Origin of the sequence: Streptomyces sioyaensis (assembly GCF_004122735.1) — a bacterium.
Classification (GTDB): Bacteria; Actinomycetota; Actinomycetes; order Streptomycetales; family Streptomycetaceae; genus Streptomyces; species Streptomyces sioyaensis.
The window spans coordinates 25,254-40,192 of the sequence record NZ_SDIF01000035.1 but is presented as its reverse complement, the minus strand read 5'-3'; the positions used below and the strand labels follow the sequence as shown (position 1 = coordinate 40,192).

Genomic DNA, 14,939 nt, shown 5'->3' with positions numbered 1-14,939 from the left:
GTCACAGCCCCTTGCCCCATCCACTAAGGTTGGCCTAACTTAGGCATGCCTTACTGGCGCGGCAGCGGTACGCCTCTCCGGTAGATATCTCGATGTCGAGATAACTCTAATACATCGCCGCGCCGGGGTCATGCCCTGACCTTCGTCGTCCTGCCCGGATAAGGGTGAGCCGCCTCATCGATCGCTGATCACCACCGGCCCCGCACGCCTCACGTGCCCGTGGAGCCCGTCCGGGCCCGTCCGGCCACCAGCAGGTCGACCACGTAGCTCTCCTCCACCTGCTCGTCGGGGAAGATCTCCCGGATACGACGGCGCTCCTCGGCAAGAAAGTCCCGGTTGTGTTCCTCGCCGAGCACGAGGAACGCCGAGCGGCTGCCGATGTTGGCGAGATGCACATCGAGCGGGACAGTACGGCTCCACCGCACGTGGCGGCGTACGACGCGGAGCCCGGTGAGCCCGGCGAGGCGGACGGCTTCACCGTCGTCGGGAAGCAGCCCGGAACGTGGCGCCACCCCGCAGTGCCGGGCGATGCGCTCGTGCTGCGCGGCGATCCAGGGCACGTCGAAGGCGTGCGTGTTCCACCACACCGCGAGCGCGCCACGCCGGCGCAGCACGCGCAGGGCCTCCGGGACCGAGCGGCCGGTGTCGGTCCACTGCCAGGACTGTGCGTACGTGATCAGGTCATGGGAGGCGTCGGCCAGCGGCAGGGCGTTGCCGTCGCCCCGCACGACCGGCACGTCGGGCAGCGCCTGGCGGCACTGCGCCGCCATGCTGTCGCCGGGCTCGACGGCAATCACGTCGGCGCCGCGCTCGGACAAGAGGGCGGTGGCGATTCCGGTACCCGCGCCGACGTCGGCGACGCGGCTCCCGGCGAGAGGGCGCCCCATGAACTCCTCGATCACCTCCAGGAGGGCGGACGGATAGGAGGGGCGGGCGGCCGCGTACTGGGCGGCGGCCTTGTTGAACGACTGGGCTCGCGCGATCGCAGACATCCGCCCATCGTCGCCTCTCCCCGCCTCGTGCGGGCCCCGGACGGCCACACCGGCGCGCGGCCGGGCCGGCGCGGCGACGTCCGGGCGACGCGCGGGCTCCGCGCATCACCCCCGGCAGGAAGCCCCTGCGGTGGCCGCGCCGGAAAAATCTCAGAAGAATTCCGGGAAAGGTGTCGATCCGGCCGTCTCCCGTTCGACGCACGGGTGAGAGGCGGGGACCGGCCCCGCCCTCCCGACCGAGGAGTGACCATGCCGCGCTTTCTGACGATGATCCGCATCGACGAGCAGAACATCCCCGCCGAAGGCCCCGGCTCCGAGTTCGAGGGGCGGATGGCCGCACTGTTCGAGGAGATCACCAAGGCGGGAGTCATGCTGGACACGGCCGGCCTCACCCCGACCTCCGAGGGCACCCGGGTCACCTGGTCCGACGGGAAGCTCCACTGGACCGACGGGCCGTTCACCGAGACCAAGGAGGTCATCGGCGGCTACGCCCTGACCCAGTGCAAGGACAAGGCCGAGGCCCTGGAGTGGACCAAGAGGTTCCTCCAGATCCACCCGGAGCACTGGACGGTCACCGCCGAGGTCCGCGAGATCGCCGAGGGCTGACCGGGGTCCTGGCCCGGCCCCGGACGCCGCCAAGGCCCGACGTCCGCACGTCGCGCCCCCGCTCGGCCACGGCACCCTCGTGGCCGAGCGTTGCCTGCCGCGTCCCATGGCGTACGGGCGCTACGGGCCCTCCGGGCAGTGGCGCACGCGCGCTCCGGACAGGGAAACCGTGCCCGTAGTCTCCCTCCTGTCACATGCGCCCCGCCGGATGCGTCAGGACGGTGACGGACCGTACCGGGGAGCGAAACGGGGGAAGGATGAGTGCGATGGACGAGCACGAGTGGCTGGCGGAGCGCTTCGAGGAGAACCGGAGCCATCTGCGGTCGGTGGCCTACCGGATGCTCGGGTCGCTGACGGAGGCGGAGGACGCCGTCCAGGAGGCCTGGCTGCGGCTCGACCGGTCCGGTGCGGACGGGGTGGAGAATCTGGGCGGCTGGCTGACGACGGTCGTGGGGCGGGTGTGCCTGGACCAGCTGCGCCGGCGCACGGCACGGCGCGAGGACCCGCTTGAGGTGCATGTCCCCGAGCCGGTCGTGCGCCGGCTGGACGCCGACGGCCCGGAGGACGCGGCGGTGCTGGCCGACTCCGTCGGGCTGGCGCTGCTCGTCGTCCTGGAGACCCTCTCCCCCGCCGAGCGGCTGGCCTTCGTCCTGCACGACATGTTCGCGATGCCCTTCGACGAGATCGCGCCGATCGTCGACCGCACGCCCGCCGCCGCCCGGCAGCTCGCCAGCCGGGCCCGGCGGCGCGTGCAGGGCACCGCCCCGGCCCCCGACCCCGATCTCGCCCGGCAGCGGGAGGTCGTCGACGCCTTCCTCGCCGCCTCCCGCGGCGGCGACTTCGATGCGCTGCTCGCCGTCCTCGACCCGGACGTGGTGCTGCGCGCCGACGCCGGTGCCGCGCGCGGCGGGCTGTCGAAGCTGGTCCGCGGGGCGCGGGCGGTCGTCGAACAGGCGCTGATGTTCTCCCGGTTCGCGCCGTTCGCCCGACCCGCACTGGTCAACGGCGCACCCGGGCTGGTCACGGCGCGGGGCGGGGTGCCGCTCTCCGTCATGGGCTTCACCATCGCCCACGGGAAGGTCGTCGAGATCAATATCCTCGCCGATCCGGCCCGGCTGGAACGGCTGGACCTGACGTTCCTCGACGACTGAGGACGGCCGGGCCCGTCGGGGATGCGGGCCGGGCCTGACGGTGAGGCGGGCCGGGCCCGTCGTCGGAGGCGGGCCATGGCCGATGTCCATATCCCGTATGGGCAGGGGCAGTTGGCCCTACGCTGACGCCGTGACGGCCACCCCGGAACCCGCGCCCCCACACCCGTCCCCGCCGCTGGAAGCGCCGCCCGCCGGCCCTCCCCTCTGGCGCGACCGGCGGTTCGTGCTGCTCACCGCCGCCCGCACGATCTCGGTCCTCGGCAACGGCTTCGCCCGGGTGGCGCTGTCCTTCGCCGTCCTGGCGCTGCCGGGGGCCGGGCCCGGGCAGCTGTCCCTGGTGCTGGCCTGCCAGGCGGTGCCGCAGCTGGCGTTCGTCCTCGTCGGCGGGGTGCTGGCGGACCGGGTGTCGCGCTCCCGGCTGATGATCGTCGCCGATCTCGTGGGCGCGGCCGCCTACGCCGGGCTCGCCGCGATGGTGCTGACGGGGCATGCGCCGCTGTGGGCACTCTGCGCGCTGGCCGCGCTGGCGGGGACGGCCACCGCGCTGTTCTCCCCCGCGATGGACGGCGTCATCCCGCTGCTCGTCCCCACCGGACGGCTGCAACGGGCGAACGGGCTGCTGCGGGTCGGGGCGAACAGCTCGATGCTGCTGGGGCTGGCCCTGTCCGGTGTGGTCGTGGCACTCGTCGGCGCCGGCTGGGCACTGGCCCTCAACGCCGCCTCGTTCGTGGTGAGCGCGCTGCTGATCCGCGGCCTCCGGCTGTCCGCACGGGTCCGGCCGAGGGCGTCGGGGTGGTCGGAACTGCGGGACGGCTGGCGGGAGTTCGCCGGGCGGCAGTGGCTGTGGGTCGTCGTGGTGCAGTACGCGGTCGTCGTCGCCGCGCTCAACGCCAACGCCGGGGTGCTGGGACCGCTGGCGACCGAAGGCGGGCTGGGCGGTGCGCGCTCCTGGTCCCTGATCGTCGCCGCGCAGGCACTCGGCACCATCATGGGCGCCGGGCTGGCCGCCCGTCTCCGGGTGCACCGTCCGGTCCTGGTCGCCGTACTGGCCACCTTCCCGGCGGCGCTCCCGATCGCCCTGCTCGCCGTGCGGGCGCCGGTGCCGCTGATCGCGCTCGCCATGTTCGGTTCGGGCATCGCCGCCGACGTCTTCGGGGTGCTGTGGGCGACCACCCTCCAGCGGGAGGTCCCCGAGGCGGCGCTGTCCCGCGTCAGTTCCTACGACTGGTTCGGCTCACTGGCCTTCGCACCGCTCGGCCTCCTGGTCGCGGGGCCGGCCGCGGCACAACTCGGCGTGGGCCGTGCGCTCGCCGGCTGCGCCGCGCTGATCGTCCTCGCCACGGCCGCCGCCCTGCTCTCCCCTCAGGTACGCGGCCTCCGCGCGCCCCGGCCGGCCCGCGGCGGCCAGACATCGGACGGCCCGTGACCGGGCGGGCCGCGCCCGCCCGCACCCCCGCGGTCACCACCCGGCGGTCACCACCCGGCGGTCACCGCCCCGCCAGCCCCGTCCGTACCACCGTGACGATCTCCTCGTCGGAGAGCCCCAGATGGCGGGCCTCGGCGATCAGCCGCTCGGCGGTCTCACCCAGGCGGGCGCGGGCGGGGGAGGCGGAGCCGGTGACCACCGCACCGCGGCCGCGGCGGAGTTCGATCAGCCCCTCCTCCTTGAGGCGCTGATAACCCCGCAGCACGGTATGGACGTTCACGCCGAGGGACGCGGCGAGCTCGCGGGCGGCCGGCAGCCGCTCCCCGGCGTCCACCGTGCCGTCGGCGATGGCACCGCGGACGGAAGCCGCGATCTGGTCGCCCAGCGGGACGGACGAGCCGGGGTCGACCCGGAAGAGCACCTCAGCCTCCTTGCCGCGAACGGGCGCGGTCGGTGTACGTATTGAGCAGTGCGGCGGCGGTCGCGGCATCATCGACCGTCACCACGAACTCCCTGCCGTTGGTCAGCCGTACCACAATGCCCTCCCCCGAGCGCAGCACGAAGCCGCTGCGGCCGGCCCGGATGCGGTAGCCCCAGCCGCCGAACTCGGCGAAGCAGGCGATCCGCCGGCTGCCGGCCTCCTCGATGCGCTCCAGGGGTATGCGCCGGAAACGGCAGCGGGCGGACAGCAGCGTCGGCGAGAGGGTCAGCCCGCGGCGGTCCACAGTCACCCGTACCGAGGCCAGCGGCAGGGACACGGCAGCGCCGAACAGCAGGCCCGCACCGGCGATCCAGTCGGCGAGGAGGCCGACGAGGAGCCCGGCGGCGAGCAGCAGACCGCCCAATACGGCCAGCGGGGACGAGCTGATGGTGCGCGACCAGCCGGCCGTCGCGGCGGCGGGAAGGTCGAGCCGGGACACCGCACCGCGCGGCCGCCGGGGCGCGGCGGGCGCCGCTCCGGCGAGCAGCCGCCCCAGCGCCCCGGCCAGCAGCGTCACTCCGAGGGCGAGGGCCAGCTCCCACTGCGGCACCCGGACGGCTGATACATCGGCCGCGTCGGCGTTGCTGAGCAGCGTCACGCAGAAGGCGTAACCGGTTCCGGCGGCGGTGGCATAGCCGCCAGCGATCACCCACGGCACTTCGGGAGCGTCCGGACGCAGCTGGACGAGGAAGCCGACGACGGCGCCGAGGAGGAGGAACAGGGCGAGGGATCCGGTCAGAAAGCCCTGGACCGAGGTGAAGCCGTCGGCCTGGCCGCCGGCCCGGAAGTGGGTGGCGAGCGGATCGGGCAGCCGGCCGGACACTGCCGCATAGATGCCGGCGAACGCCGTGATCACGACGACGAAGGGACCGGCGGCAATCACGGTCCGCGGCCGGCTGGTCAGGGGCGGGACAGAACGCAGCGCACTCTTCATGACTCCCTTTCAATTGTTCGCATAGTAGTAGAACTACCAACGCAGTGGCAATTGCGTATCCATCTCAAATCTGAGATACGGTCACCCCATGGCAGACGACTACCTCGTACGCATCGGCAGGCTCATCCGTGACGCCCGGCAGCACCGTGGCTGGACACAGACGCAGCTTGCGGAGGCTCTGGGCACCAGCCAGAGTGCGGTCAACCGCATCGAACGCGGGAATCAGAACATCAGCCTTGAGATGATCGCCCGAATCGGCGAGGCGCTCGACAGCGAAATCGTCTCGCTCGGTTATGCCGGGCCGATGCATCTGCGGGTGGTCGGCGGCCGCCGGCTGTCCGGCAGCATCGACGTGAAGACGAGCAAGAACGCCTGCGTGGCGCTGCTGTGCGCCACGCTGCTGAACGCCGGCCGCACAACTCTGCGCCGGGTGGCCCGCATTGAGGAGGTCTACCGCATCCTCGAAGTGCTGGGCAGCATCGGCGTACGGACCCGGTGGATCAACGACGGCAACGACCTGGAGATCGTGCCGCCCGCCGAACTCGACCTCGCCTCGATGGACACCGAGGCGGCCCGCCGCACCCGCAGCGTCATCATGTTCCTCGGCCCGCTGCTGCACCGGATGGACCACTTCAAACTGCCCTACGCGGGCGGCTGCGACCTCGGCACCCGGACCGTGACCCCGCACATGACGGCGCTACGGCACTTCGGCCTGGAGATCACCGCGACCGACGGCACCTACCTCGCCGAGGTGGACCGCAGCGTCGCCCCCAAGCGCGCCATCGTGCTGACCGAACGCGGCGACACCGTCACCGAGAACGCGCTGCTGGCCGCCGCCCGCCACGACGGCGTCACCGTCATCCGCAACGCCTCCTCCAACTACATGGTCCAGGACCTGTGTTTCTTCCTGGAGGAGCTGGGCGTCCGGGTCGACGGCATCGGCACCACCACCCTCACCGTCCACGGCGCCGCGCAGATCGAACGCGATGTGGACTTCGCGCCGTCCGAGGACCCGGTCGAGGCGATGAGCCTGCTGGCGGCGGCCGTGGTGACCGAGTCGGAACTCACCATCCGCCGGGTCCCGGTCGAGTTCCTGGAGATCGAACTGGCCGTCCTGGAGGAGATGGGCCTGGACCACGAGCGCAGCCCGGAGTACGCCGCCGACAACGGCCGCACCCGGCTGATCGACCTGACGGTACGTCCGTCGAAGCTCCAGGCCCCGCTGGACAAGATCCACCCGATGCCGTTCCCGGGCCTCAACATCGACAACGTCCCCTTCTTCGCGGCCATCGCGGCCAGCGCCCAGGGCCAGACCCTCATCCACGACTGGGTCTACGACAACCGCGCCATCTACCTGACGGACCTCAACCGCCTCGGCGCCCAGGTCAAGCTGCTCGACCCGCACCGGGTCCTGGTCGACGGCCCGACCCGCTGGCGCTCCGCGGAAATGATGTGCCCCCCGGCCCTGCGCCCGGCCGTCGTCGTCCTCCTGGCCATGATGGCCGCCGAGGGCACCTCCGTCCTGCGCAACGTCTACGTCATCAACCGCGGCTACGAGGACCTGGCGGAGCGGCTCAACTCGATCGGGGCACAGATCGAGATCTTCCGGGACATCTGACAGGCGAGCCCACCAGCCCCCTAGTGACCAGCGCTGATACGCGTCCGAAAGGGGGCTGGCGGGCGCCGGCGGTGGCCTTCGGTCGGTTCAGCGGATGAAGTCGACCTCGGGGTACTGGCGCGAGGGGCCGTCGAGCAGGTTGCTGTGCTGGTGGCGCACATGCTTGTCGAAGAAGGCGGCGACGTAGGTGCGTTGGACCTCGATGGAGCGGTTGGGGTCGATCGTGCCGAGTGCCTGCTGCATTACTTCCGGGGTTACCCCGAATGCGCCCGGCGCCTGGGGGAACAGGACCTGGTTGTCGACGAAGGAGTTGTGCCCGGAGCCGCGCAGCTTCAGGTCGAGCCGCTCTCCGTGCAGGTTTTCCCAGAGCCGCGCCCAGCTCCCGTCGGTGTTGCGGTTGTGGTGCTCGGAACTGAACAGCATGTAGGGGCGGTCGAGCCGCTGGTGTTCCGACGAGCCGAAGAGCTGGCCGTCCAGGTTCGCGCCGGCGTCGATCCTGGGGTCCGCGTGCATGGCAGCGGCCACCGATCCTCCGCCGAGGGAAGCCCCGAACATCCCGATGTGTTTCGTGCTCACGGCCTGGGTCAGCCCGTGGGGGAGCGGCTTGTGTTCCACATCCGGGTTGTGGCCGCGGGCGAGCTCGGCCAGCTGGTCGATGACGAAGTGGGCGTCCGCCGCCCGGACGTCGATCAAGTCGCGCGATTTGGTGCCTGGCGGCAGCATGCTCACCTCATGTCGCCCGCCAGGGAACACCACATCGCCGGTGTCGTGGGTGTGGTCGATGGTGACGACCAAGTAGCCGCGGCTGGCCAGGTCCTGAACCAGTGCCGTGCCCGTCGCACGGTTCCCACGGCCGCCGGGCGAGTACAGCAGCACCGGCAGCTTGCCGGCTTTGCGGTCGACCGGGGCGCCGGTGTGCCCGGCAGTGGTGGGCAGGGTCACACCGCCGGGCAGCACCTGCTGGCTGTTGGGGAGAAGTGCGGCGGGATAACGGGAGGTGTGTATGGCCGGGTACCACAGCGAGACCATCAACTCGCGCTGCTGTCCGGGCACCCACGGATCCATGCGTTTCGAGTCGCGCAGGTGAAGATCGACCGTTCCGACGCGATGACGCCCGGTCGGGGCGGGGAGAGTCAGCTGGCCCGGGGCCGGCGCCACCTTCAAGGACGCCGCCCGGCGCGGGTGTTGCGCCGCGTCGTCCAAGCCCACCGCCTGGTCCGGGGCTTGCGCCGCGTCGTCCAAGGCCACCATCTGGCCCGGGGCCGGGGCCGGTTCCGCGGGCGCTGCCGTGTCCGGGGACGCCGCTGTGTCCGGGGCCGCCGCCGTGGCCAGGGGCGCAGTAGTGGACTTCTCCGCGGCGGTGGCCGGCGCGATCCCGGCGCCCAGGGCGAGGGTCAGTAGTCCCGTGGTGCCGGCGACCCGGGTGCGCAACCGGCTCTGGCGCCTTCGTGCGTGCTTCATCGGCAGCCCCCTCCATGGTGGCGTTCGCCACGTGATCAGCGTTCGGCTGGCGGTCATCGTATATGCAGTTTTGCCGGGGCCGAGCCAACCCACCTGATAGTGCCGGGAGTTATCCCTACGGCGGTGGGTGAGGTGAGCCCATGACACGTCCAGAATTGCGCGGTGTCGAGTTCGTGCCCCCGTCGTCGCCCGACGCCGGCGAACGGCTTTTTCGGTGGACACCTATGCGCTGGAAACTGTCCGTCGGCGCTTGTGGAGCGTGCCGCCGAGTTGCGCAACGTCGCGTGTCCATACGGGACACGCGCGGGAGAAATCCCTGGTGCGACCGGGGGCAGTTGTCGGCGCACGGCCACTCGGCACCGTCACAAAACCAGTTGCAGAAGCAAGGCCCCGAGCCGGAAGAGGGCCGGCGCGAGCGACCGTTCCGCTGTCTCGGTGCGACGGATGCCGGAGCACCGGCCCCGGTCAGAAGGCCTCTGTGGAAGATGGCTGGTTCACGCCGCCGCCGGATGGCGGGCATCGGATCCAGGAGTTCGTTGCCTTTGCTCACCGTTATCACTGAGCGCTTTCATTACGCGTCAGTTCGTAACTACTGACGCAACTACTGACCTCGCCAACCCGCCCCTGGAGATTTGCGGATTCCCTCGGGAAGGGCGGCTTCGGGGGCGGCCTTCAGCACCACCGCAACTGTGCGTGAGGCACCGAACGCGGAACGAAATGAGTGGTCAACCGGGCCCCGCCGGCGGCCGCGTGGGAAATTCCGCCGCGCAGGGTGGATGCCGACGACGCATAAGCGACCTCTGGCAAGGGCTAGTTGAGCCCCGTTTCCACAATGGGCCGGCAAACAGTCACAACGTGAACAGCCTTGTGATTATCCTGTGTTCCCAGTATTCATACTGATTGAGTTGCCGCACGGCCATCCCCACACGCCGAGAGGACGCTGTCCTGCACGCCGTTGCCCGCGCGCCCCGTCCGCACCGCACCCGACGCCGCGCCGACATGCCCATGCTCGGAGGCGTCCGCCCGCCGATCGCCGCACTGCTCTGCGCCCTGCTGGCAGTTGCCGGGTTGACCGCACTCGGTCTCGGTACCGTTCACGAGCAGGACGTCCCCCAGGCCCTACGTGACGCGGAACGCCAGATCGCCGAGGATGCCGCCGACTCGGTCGGGACCTCCATCAACGCAAGTGCCAGGGCAGTGCGCCGTTCCGCGGCGTCGGACCCGCCCGCCGGCAGCAGTGATCCGGCGGCAGCGCTGCGGTCCCTTCTCCCGACCGGGCATCCGGTGGGGGGCGGTGTGCTGCTCGACCCGCGCACGGGCAGACCGCTGGCGGCCAGTGGTGAGAAGGTGCCGCTGGCCGGGGTGGACGCGGCGGCTCTGGTGCGGCCCGGTACCGGCAACATCGCGCCGCGGATGGCCGTTTCAGGCAGTGGTGCACCGCGGGTGTTGCTCTTCGCCCGGGTGACCGTCCCCGCTGCGGGCCGCAAGCAGGAGGAGAACCACGATCAGGCGGGTGACCTGACAGGGGACCAGGAGGACGAGGAACGCGAACTTCTGCTTGTCGTCTCGGAAAAGGTCGCTGCTCCGGCGGTGTACGGCGAGGGGCGCACCGGTCAACTGGTGGACCGGAACGGAAAGGTGTGCGCCACCGCCGCCACCGTCGCCACCACCCGCGCGGCCCTGGCGCCCCCTGCCGGTCACCGCGCGCTGCCTGCCGCCGCGGCGAACGCCGCGCACGCCGGTCTCCCCACCGGCGACGTCTCGGGCAGCGTGCTCGGTGCCGGACACGACGGGCTGCGCAAGGTCACGGGGTGGGCGTCGGTCGCCGCGGGGGACGGCAAGGGCGACGCCGCCGGCCTGGGACTGACCGTCCTGACGGGCCGGGAGGTGCCTCCGGTGAAGGAGGGAGCCGACCATACGTGGTTCGCCCTGGTGGCCGCGGGTGCGCTGGTGGTGGTCGCCGTACTGGTCACCCTGGTGCTGTGGGGCACGATGCAGCGTCCGCTGCTGCAGCTGCACCTGTCCGCTGCCCGGCTGGCCCGGGGCGTCGGCGAAGAGCCGGAGGAGCGGGGGGAACGGGCGGAGTTGGTGCGGCCGGTGCCGGTGCTGGGGTTCGGTGAGCCCGGCAGGATCGGCCGGGCGCTGGAGTCGATACGCCGCCAACTGCTGGGGGAGACGGGGCCGGAGCCGGAGCCGCCGGTGCGGCGCCGCCCCGGTGTCCGGGCCCTGGTGCTCGTCTGCGCACTCGTGATCGCCGCGTGGGGAGTACCGCTGCTGTTCCTGTTCAACCGGGTACCGGCAGCCAAGGCCGTACCGGCAGCCGCCGTCGCCGACCAGCGGGCGCGCACCGAGGCCGCCGCCGACCGGGTGCAGCGGTCCCTCGTCCGGAGCCGTACCGACCTCGCGGCAGCGGCGTCGGCCCTCTCCGGTGCGCCACCCGAGCGGGCGACGGAGGTGCTGCGGCGCGAACAGGCCGACCACCCCACGTTCCGGTCGCTGTATGTGCTGGACCGCACCGGTGCCGTCGTACGGCAGGTGGGCAAGCAGCCGCTGCGCACCCTCGTCCACCCCGCCGGCGGCGGAATCACCCAGGTCAACACGTCGGGCAAGATCCCTGCCATCGCCGCCTACGCCCGGATCCCTACGGCCGGGAAGGCCAAGGGTGCCAAGAAGCCCGAGGACACCGCCCCGGCTGTGGTCGTCGCGGAGATCGGCGTCGACGCGCTGGACGACCTGGTGTCCCGGCCCGGGCTCGGCAGCGTGTGGGTGACCGACGCGCACCACAGGGTGCTCGCGGCGAGCGTCGGCTTTCAGGCCTTCCAGCCCCTTCCCAGCCAGCGCCTCACCCGCCTGGTGGCCAAGACCGACGCGGCGCCCGGCAGCGCGGGCACCCCGGCATCGGCCGTACTGCACGCGGGGACAGCCCCCGGCGAGGGCCTGTCGGTCGCGGCCGCCGCGCCCCTGGCACAGACGGGGCCTGCCGCCGGACTCGGCTGGCGGGTGGTGTCCGCCGAGCCGGCCGCGGCGCTCAAACTGGCGGCGTATCAGGTCCAGGCACGCACCATGCTGGCCGGGCTGCTCGCCCTGTCCGTGGGGGGTGCCTGCCTGGGCTGGCTGCACATCGTGGTGGTCAGACCGCTGCGCACGCTCACCGGATGCGCGGAGCGGCTGGCCGGCGGCGACCGACGCACCGTGCTGTTCCCGGTCCACCACGACGAGTGCGGTTCGGTCACGCGGAGTCTGGAGCTGCTCCGGCAGGCGCTGGTGGACCGCGACCGTGGCGCGGGAGCCGACCTGGCCGCTGTCCCTGCCCCCTCGTTCGAGTGCGGCAGCGCACCGTAGCAATGAAGGATCGACCGACGTGCTTTTCCTCTATGTTGTCCTGCTGCTGAGCTGTGCCGGGCTGCTGGTCGCCGGCGTGCTGGAGCAGCGGCGCCACTACGCCGCGCTGGCGCAGATCCCCACCCGGGTGCTGGTCAACGGCATTCGCGGCAAGAGCTCGATCACCCGGCTGTGCGCGGGGGCGCTGCGCGGCGGTGGCCTGGTCACCGTGGCCAAGACCACCGGCACCGCGGCTCGGTTCATCCACCCTGACGCCACCGAGGAGCCGGTGTACCGGAAGTTCGGCATCGCGAACGTCGTCGAGCAGATCGGCATCGTCCGGCGCGCGGCGGCATACCGGCCGGACGCCCTGGTGATCGAGTGCATGGCGGTGATGCCCGCACTTCAGGAGGTCAACCAGGACAAGCTGATCCGCTCCACCATCGGCGTGCTGTGCAACGTCCGCGAGGACCACCTCGCCGAAATGGGGCCGACGCTGGACGATGTGGCCCGCTCGCTGTCCCGGTCGATGCCGGTCGGCGGGGTCTGCGTCACCGCCGAACAGGAGCGGCTGCACCTCCTCAAGGAGGAGGCGGACAAGCGCAATTGCCGCCTGATCGCCGTCGATCCGGAGTCGGTCACCGACGAGGAGCTGCGCGCGTTCAGCTGGTTCACCTTCAAGGAGAACGTCGCCATCGCGCTGGCCGTGGCCGAACTGCTCGGTGTGGACCGGGCCACCGCACTGCGCGGTATGCGGGACGCGCCGCCGGACCCCGGCGTGCTCTCCGTCGAGCGCTACCGCACACCGGACGGCAAGCGGCTGCGCTTCGCCAATGTCTTCGCCGCCAACGACCCCGAGTCGACGTTGATGAACGTCCGTCAGCTGGAGGAGCTCGGCGCGATCCGCCGCCCGCTGAACCTGGTCATCAACTGTCGCCCGGACCGGGTGGAACGCAACGGTCAGATGGGCGCGATCGTCCCCGACCTGGCCCCCGAGACGGTCTTCCTCATCGGGCATCCCACCAAGAGCGCCCGCGACGGCATCCCGCCGGACTCGTCGGGCCGGGTGGTGGACCTGGGCGGCGACCGGCGCGACGGGCAGGAGCTGACCCATGCCCTCCTCGCCGAACTCGCCCCGGATTCCTCGCTGGTGGCCGTCGGCAACATTCACGGCCAGGGCGAACTCCTCCTGGACCACCTCGGCAGGCTGCCCGCGGACCACGCCGACGAGCCGCTTCCGGTCGCGCACCCGCCCGAGACGGAGCCGTACAGCTGGGTGGCGCCGCTGAACGGCCCGTCGTCCGGCGCACCCGTCCCAAGCCCCTCCTCCGCCCCTGCCGACACCCGGTACGAAACCGCAAGGAAGCCGCTGTGATCCCCGTCATCGTCACCCCGCAGACCGCCGCACTGGGGATCGCCCTCGGACTGCTCTTCTCGCTGATCTGCTATCTGACCACCAACCTCTCCCCCGGCGGCATGATCACCCCCGGCTGGCTGGCGCTGACCCTCGTCACCGATGTGGTCCGGGCCGCGATGATGATCGGCGTCACGGCCCTCACCCTCGCCGCGACCAAGGTCCTCCAGCGTCATGTGATCCTCTACGGGAAGCGGCTGTTCGCCGCTGTGGTGCTGGCCGCGGTGCTGCTCCAGACCACGGTGATGCTCGCCCTCCAGCACGAGTTCCCGCTCCTGTACACCGCGCAGACCCTGGGCTTCATCGTGCCCGGCCTGATCGCCTATCAGCTGGTCCGCCAGCCCTTGGCACCCACCGTGATCTCCACCACCGCGGTGACCCTCAGTACGTATGTGGTGCTGGTTGCCGGGCTGCTGCTGGGGGCACTGCCCGTCGGCTGAACCAGCCGCACCCGTCCGCCGTACCCGTCCGCCCGTAGAGGAGGTCACCATGGGCACCCACCCCACCCCGACCGGCAGGCCCAGTCGCCGTCAGATCCTGGCCTGTGCCGCCGGACTGGCCTCCGCCGGAGCCCTCAGCGGATATGCCTGGCACCACTTCCGCGGCGGCGTACCGGGCAGTGACTTCTCGGTACCGGCCGGCGGCTACCGCTTCGAGCGCCGCGCCGCGCCCGCCCGTACGGTGGTGCGCGCCGCCGACGACCGCGTGCTGGCCACCTTCACCGACGGCGCCCGCACCGCGGTGCTGACCGGCCCGACCCGTACCTGGAGCGAGCCGCGCACCACCGGCGCGGTGGTGCGCGGTGACGCCTGGGTACGGCTGATGGGCGGCGCCTGGAGCCAGGGCAAGGAGCGCACCCGCTGGTTCCGGGAGTGGTTCCCCAAGGCCCTGGCCGACCGCAGTCCGGACGCCCTCGCCGTGGCCTTCCAGTACGGCGACGGGGCGCACGATCTGCGCAACTCGTCGGGTCTGCGCTACGCCGGCAAGGCGCACTTCGGGCCGCTCGTTCCCGGGCAGTCACCGACGTCGTTCCACTACCGCGACGAGAAGTCCGACTTCTACGACTACCTCGGCACTCCCTGGACCTTCCCGGACGGCACCCGCAAGTCCCCGGAGAAGGACCGCTACGGGGACGTGGACTGCTCCGGCTTCGTGCGCCTGGTCTGGGGCTACCGGATGGGCTACCCCATGCACGCCACCAACAGCCCGGGGATCGGCCTGCCCCGCCGGGCCTACGCCCTCGCCACCCGGGCCCCCGGCGTGCTGCTGTTCCCGAACACCGGCCGGCCACCTGCCGACTTCAGCCAACTGCTCCCCGGTGACCTCGTCTTCTTCGCCATCGACATCGGCAGACCGCACGGCATCGACCACTGCGGCATCTACCTGGGGCCGGACACCGACGGGCGCCCGCGCTTCTACTCCAGCCGCTCGCGGGCCAACGGGCCCACCATGGGCGACTGGGCCGGCCGCGCGACGCTCGACGGCGACGGCTTCTACGCCCAGGGATTCCGCATGGCCCGCCGCCTGTGAAGCCG

The 14,939-nt window shown here is 71.7% G+C and carries 12 protein-coding genes; 8 read left to right on the top strand and 4 right to left on the bottom strand.

The genetic code is table 11. The features are described 5' to 3' along the window. Positions 1 to 209 precede the first annotated feature (209 nt). Positions 210 to 992, bottom strand: coding sequence for a class I SAM-dependent methyltransferase (locus EST54_RS15010; protein ID WP_129248121.1), 783 nt, complete (start codon positions 990 to 992; stop codon positions 210 to 212). 249 nt (positions 993 to 1,241) lie between these two features. Between EST54_RS15010 and EST54_RS15000 the strand changes: the two genes are divergently transcribed. The 3 genes from EST54_RS15000 (at position 1,242) to EST54_RS14990 (ending at position 4,175) form a co-directional block, all read left to right on the top strand. Beyond that, a complete protein-coding gene (locus EST54_RS15000) occupies positions 1,242 to 1,598 on the top strand; it encodes a YciI family protein (RefSeq protein ID WP_129248120.1) in 357 nt (118 codons plus the stop codon). A 266-nt stretch (positions 1,599 to 1,864) separates the two neighbouring features. Beyond that, the gene (sigJ, locus tag EST54_RS14995; RefSeq protein ID WP_129248119.1) at positions 1,865 to 2,749 is read left to right on the top strand and encodes an RNA polymerase sigma factor SigJ; all 885 of its coding nucleotides are present in this window, start codon (positions 1,865 to 1,867) and stop codon (positions 2,747 to 2,749) included. A gap of 130 nt (positions 2,750 to 2,879) precedes the next feature. After that, positions 2,880 to 4,175 (top strand): MFS transporter, encoded by a 1,296-nt coding sequence (locus tag EST54_RS14990; protein ID WP_244942523.1) that lies wholly within the window; start codon positions 2,880 to 2,882, stop codon positions 4,173 to 4,175. Positions 4,176 to 4,236: 61 nt separating this feature from the next. Here the strand turns inward: EST54_RS14990 and EST54_RS14985 are convergent, their stop codons facing one another. Further along, positions 4,237 to 4,596, bottom strand: a complete 360-nt coding sequence (locus EST54_RS14985) for a GntR family transcriptional regulator (RefSeq protein WP_129248117.1) — start codon at positions 4,594 to 4,596, stop codon at positions 4,237 to 4,239. 1 nt (position 4,597) lies between these two features. Next, positions 4,598 to 5,590, bottom strand: coding sequence for an SdpI family protein (locus EST54_RS14980; RefSeq protein ID WP_129248116.1), 993 nt, complete (start codon positions 5,588 to 5,590; stop codon positions 4,598 to 4,600). Between the two features lie 88 nt (positions 5,591 to 5,678). Here EST54_RS14980 and EST54_RS14975 point away from each other — a divergent pair, with 88 nt between their 5' ends. Further along, on the top strand, positions 5,679 to 7,208 hold the full coding sequence (locus tag EST54_RS14975) for a helix-turn-helix domain-containing protein (RefSeq protein WP_129248115.1): 1,530 nt from the start codon (positions 5,679 to 5,681) through the stop codon (positions 7,206 to 7,208). An 87-nt stretch (positions 7,209 to 7,295) separates the two neighbouring features. Here the strand turns inward: EST54_RS14975 and EST54_RS14970 are convergent, their stop codons facing one another. Continuing rightward, a complete protein-coding gene (locus EST54_RS14970) occupies positions 7,296 to 8,669 on the bottom strand; it encodes an alpha/beta hydrolase family protein (protein WP_239012679.1) in 1,374 nt (457 codons plus the stop codon). Between the two features lie 999 nt (positions 8,670 to 9,668). Between EST54_RS14970 and EST54_RS35905 the strand changes: the two genes are divergently transcribed. The 4 genes from EST54_RS35905 to EST54_RS14950 are packed head-to-tail and all read left to right on the top strand — an operon-like array spanning position 9,669 to position 14,934. Next, positions 9,669 to 12,011: a HAMP domain-containing protein gene (locus EST54_RS35905; RefSeq protein WP_129248114.1), complete on the top strand. Its 2,343-nt coding sequence runs from the start codon at positions 9,669 to 9,671 to the stop codon at positions 12,009 to 12,011. Positions 12,012 to 12,030: 19 nt separating this feature from the next. Beyond that, positions 12,031 to 13,365, top strand: a complete 1,335-nt coding sequence (pgsB, locus tag EST54_RS14960; protein ID WP_129248113.1) for a poly-gamma-glutamate synthase PgsB — start codon at positions 12,031 to 12,033, stop codon at positions 13,363 to 13,365. Beyond that, positions 13,362 to 13,844, top strand: coding sequence for a poly-gamma-glutamate biosynthesis protein PgsC/CapC (locus EST54_RS14955; RefSeq protein ID WP_129248112.1), 483 nt, complete (start codon positions 13,362 to 13,364; stop codon positions 13,842 to 13,844). Before pgsB ends, EST54_RS14955 begins: the two co-directional genes overlap by 4 nt. Before the next feature lie 49 nt (positions 13,845 to 13,893). Beyond that, complete coding sequence (locus tag EST54_RS14950) at positions 13,894 to 14,934, top strand: NlpC/P60 family protein (RefSeq protein WP_129248111.1); 1,041 nt, start codon at positions 13,894 to 13,896, stop codon at positions 14,932 to 14,934. The last annotated feature ends 5 nt before the right edge of the window (positions 14,935 to 14,939 follow it).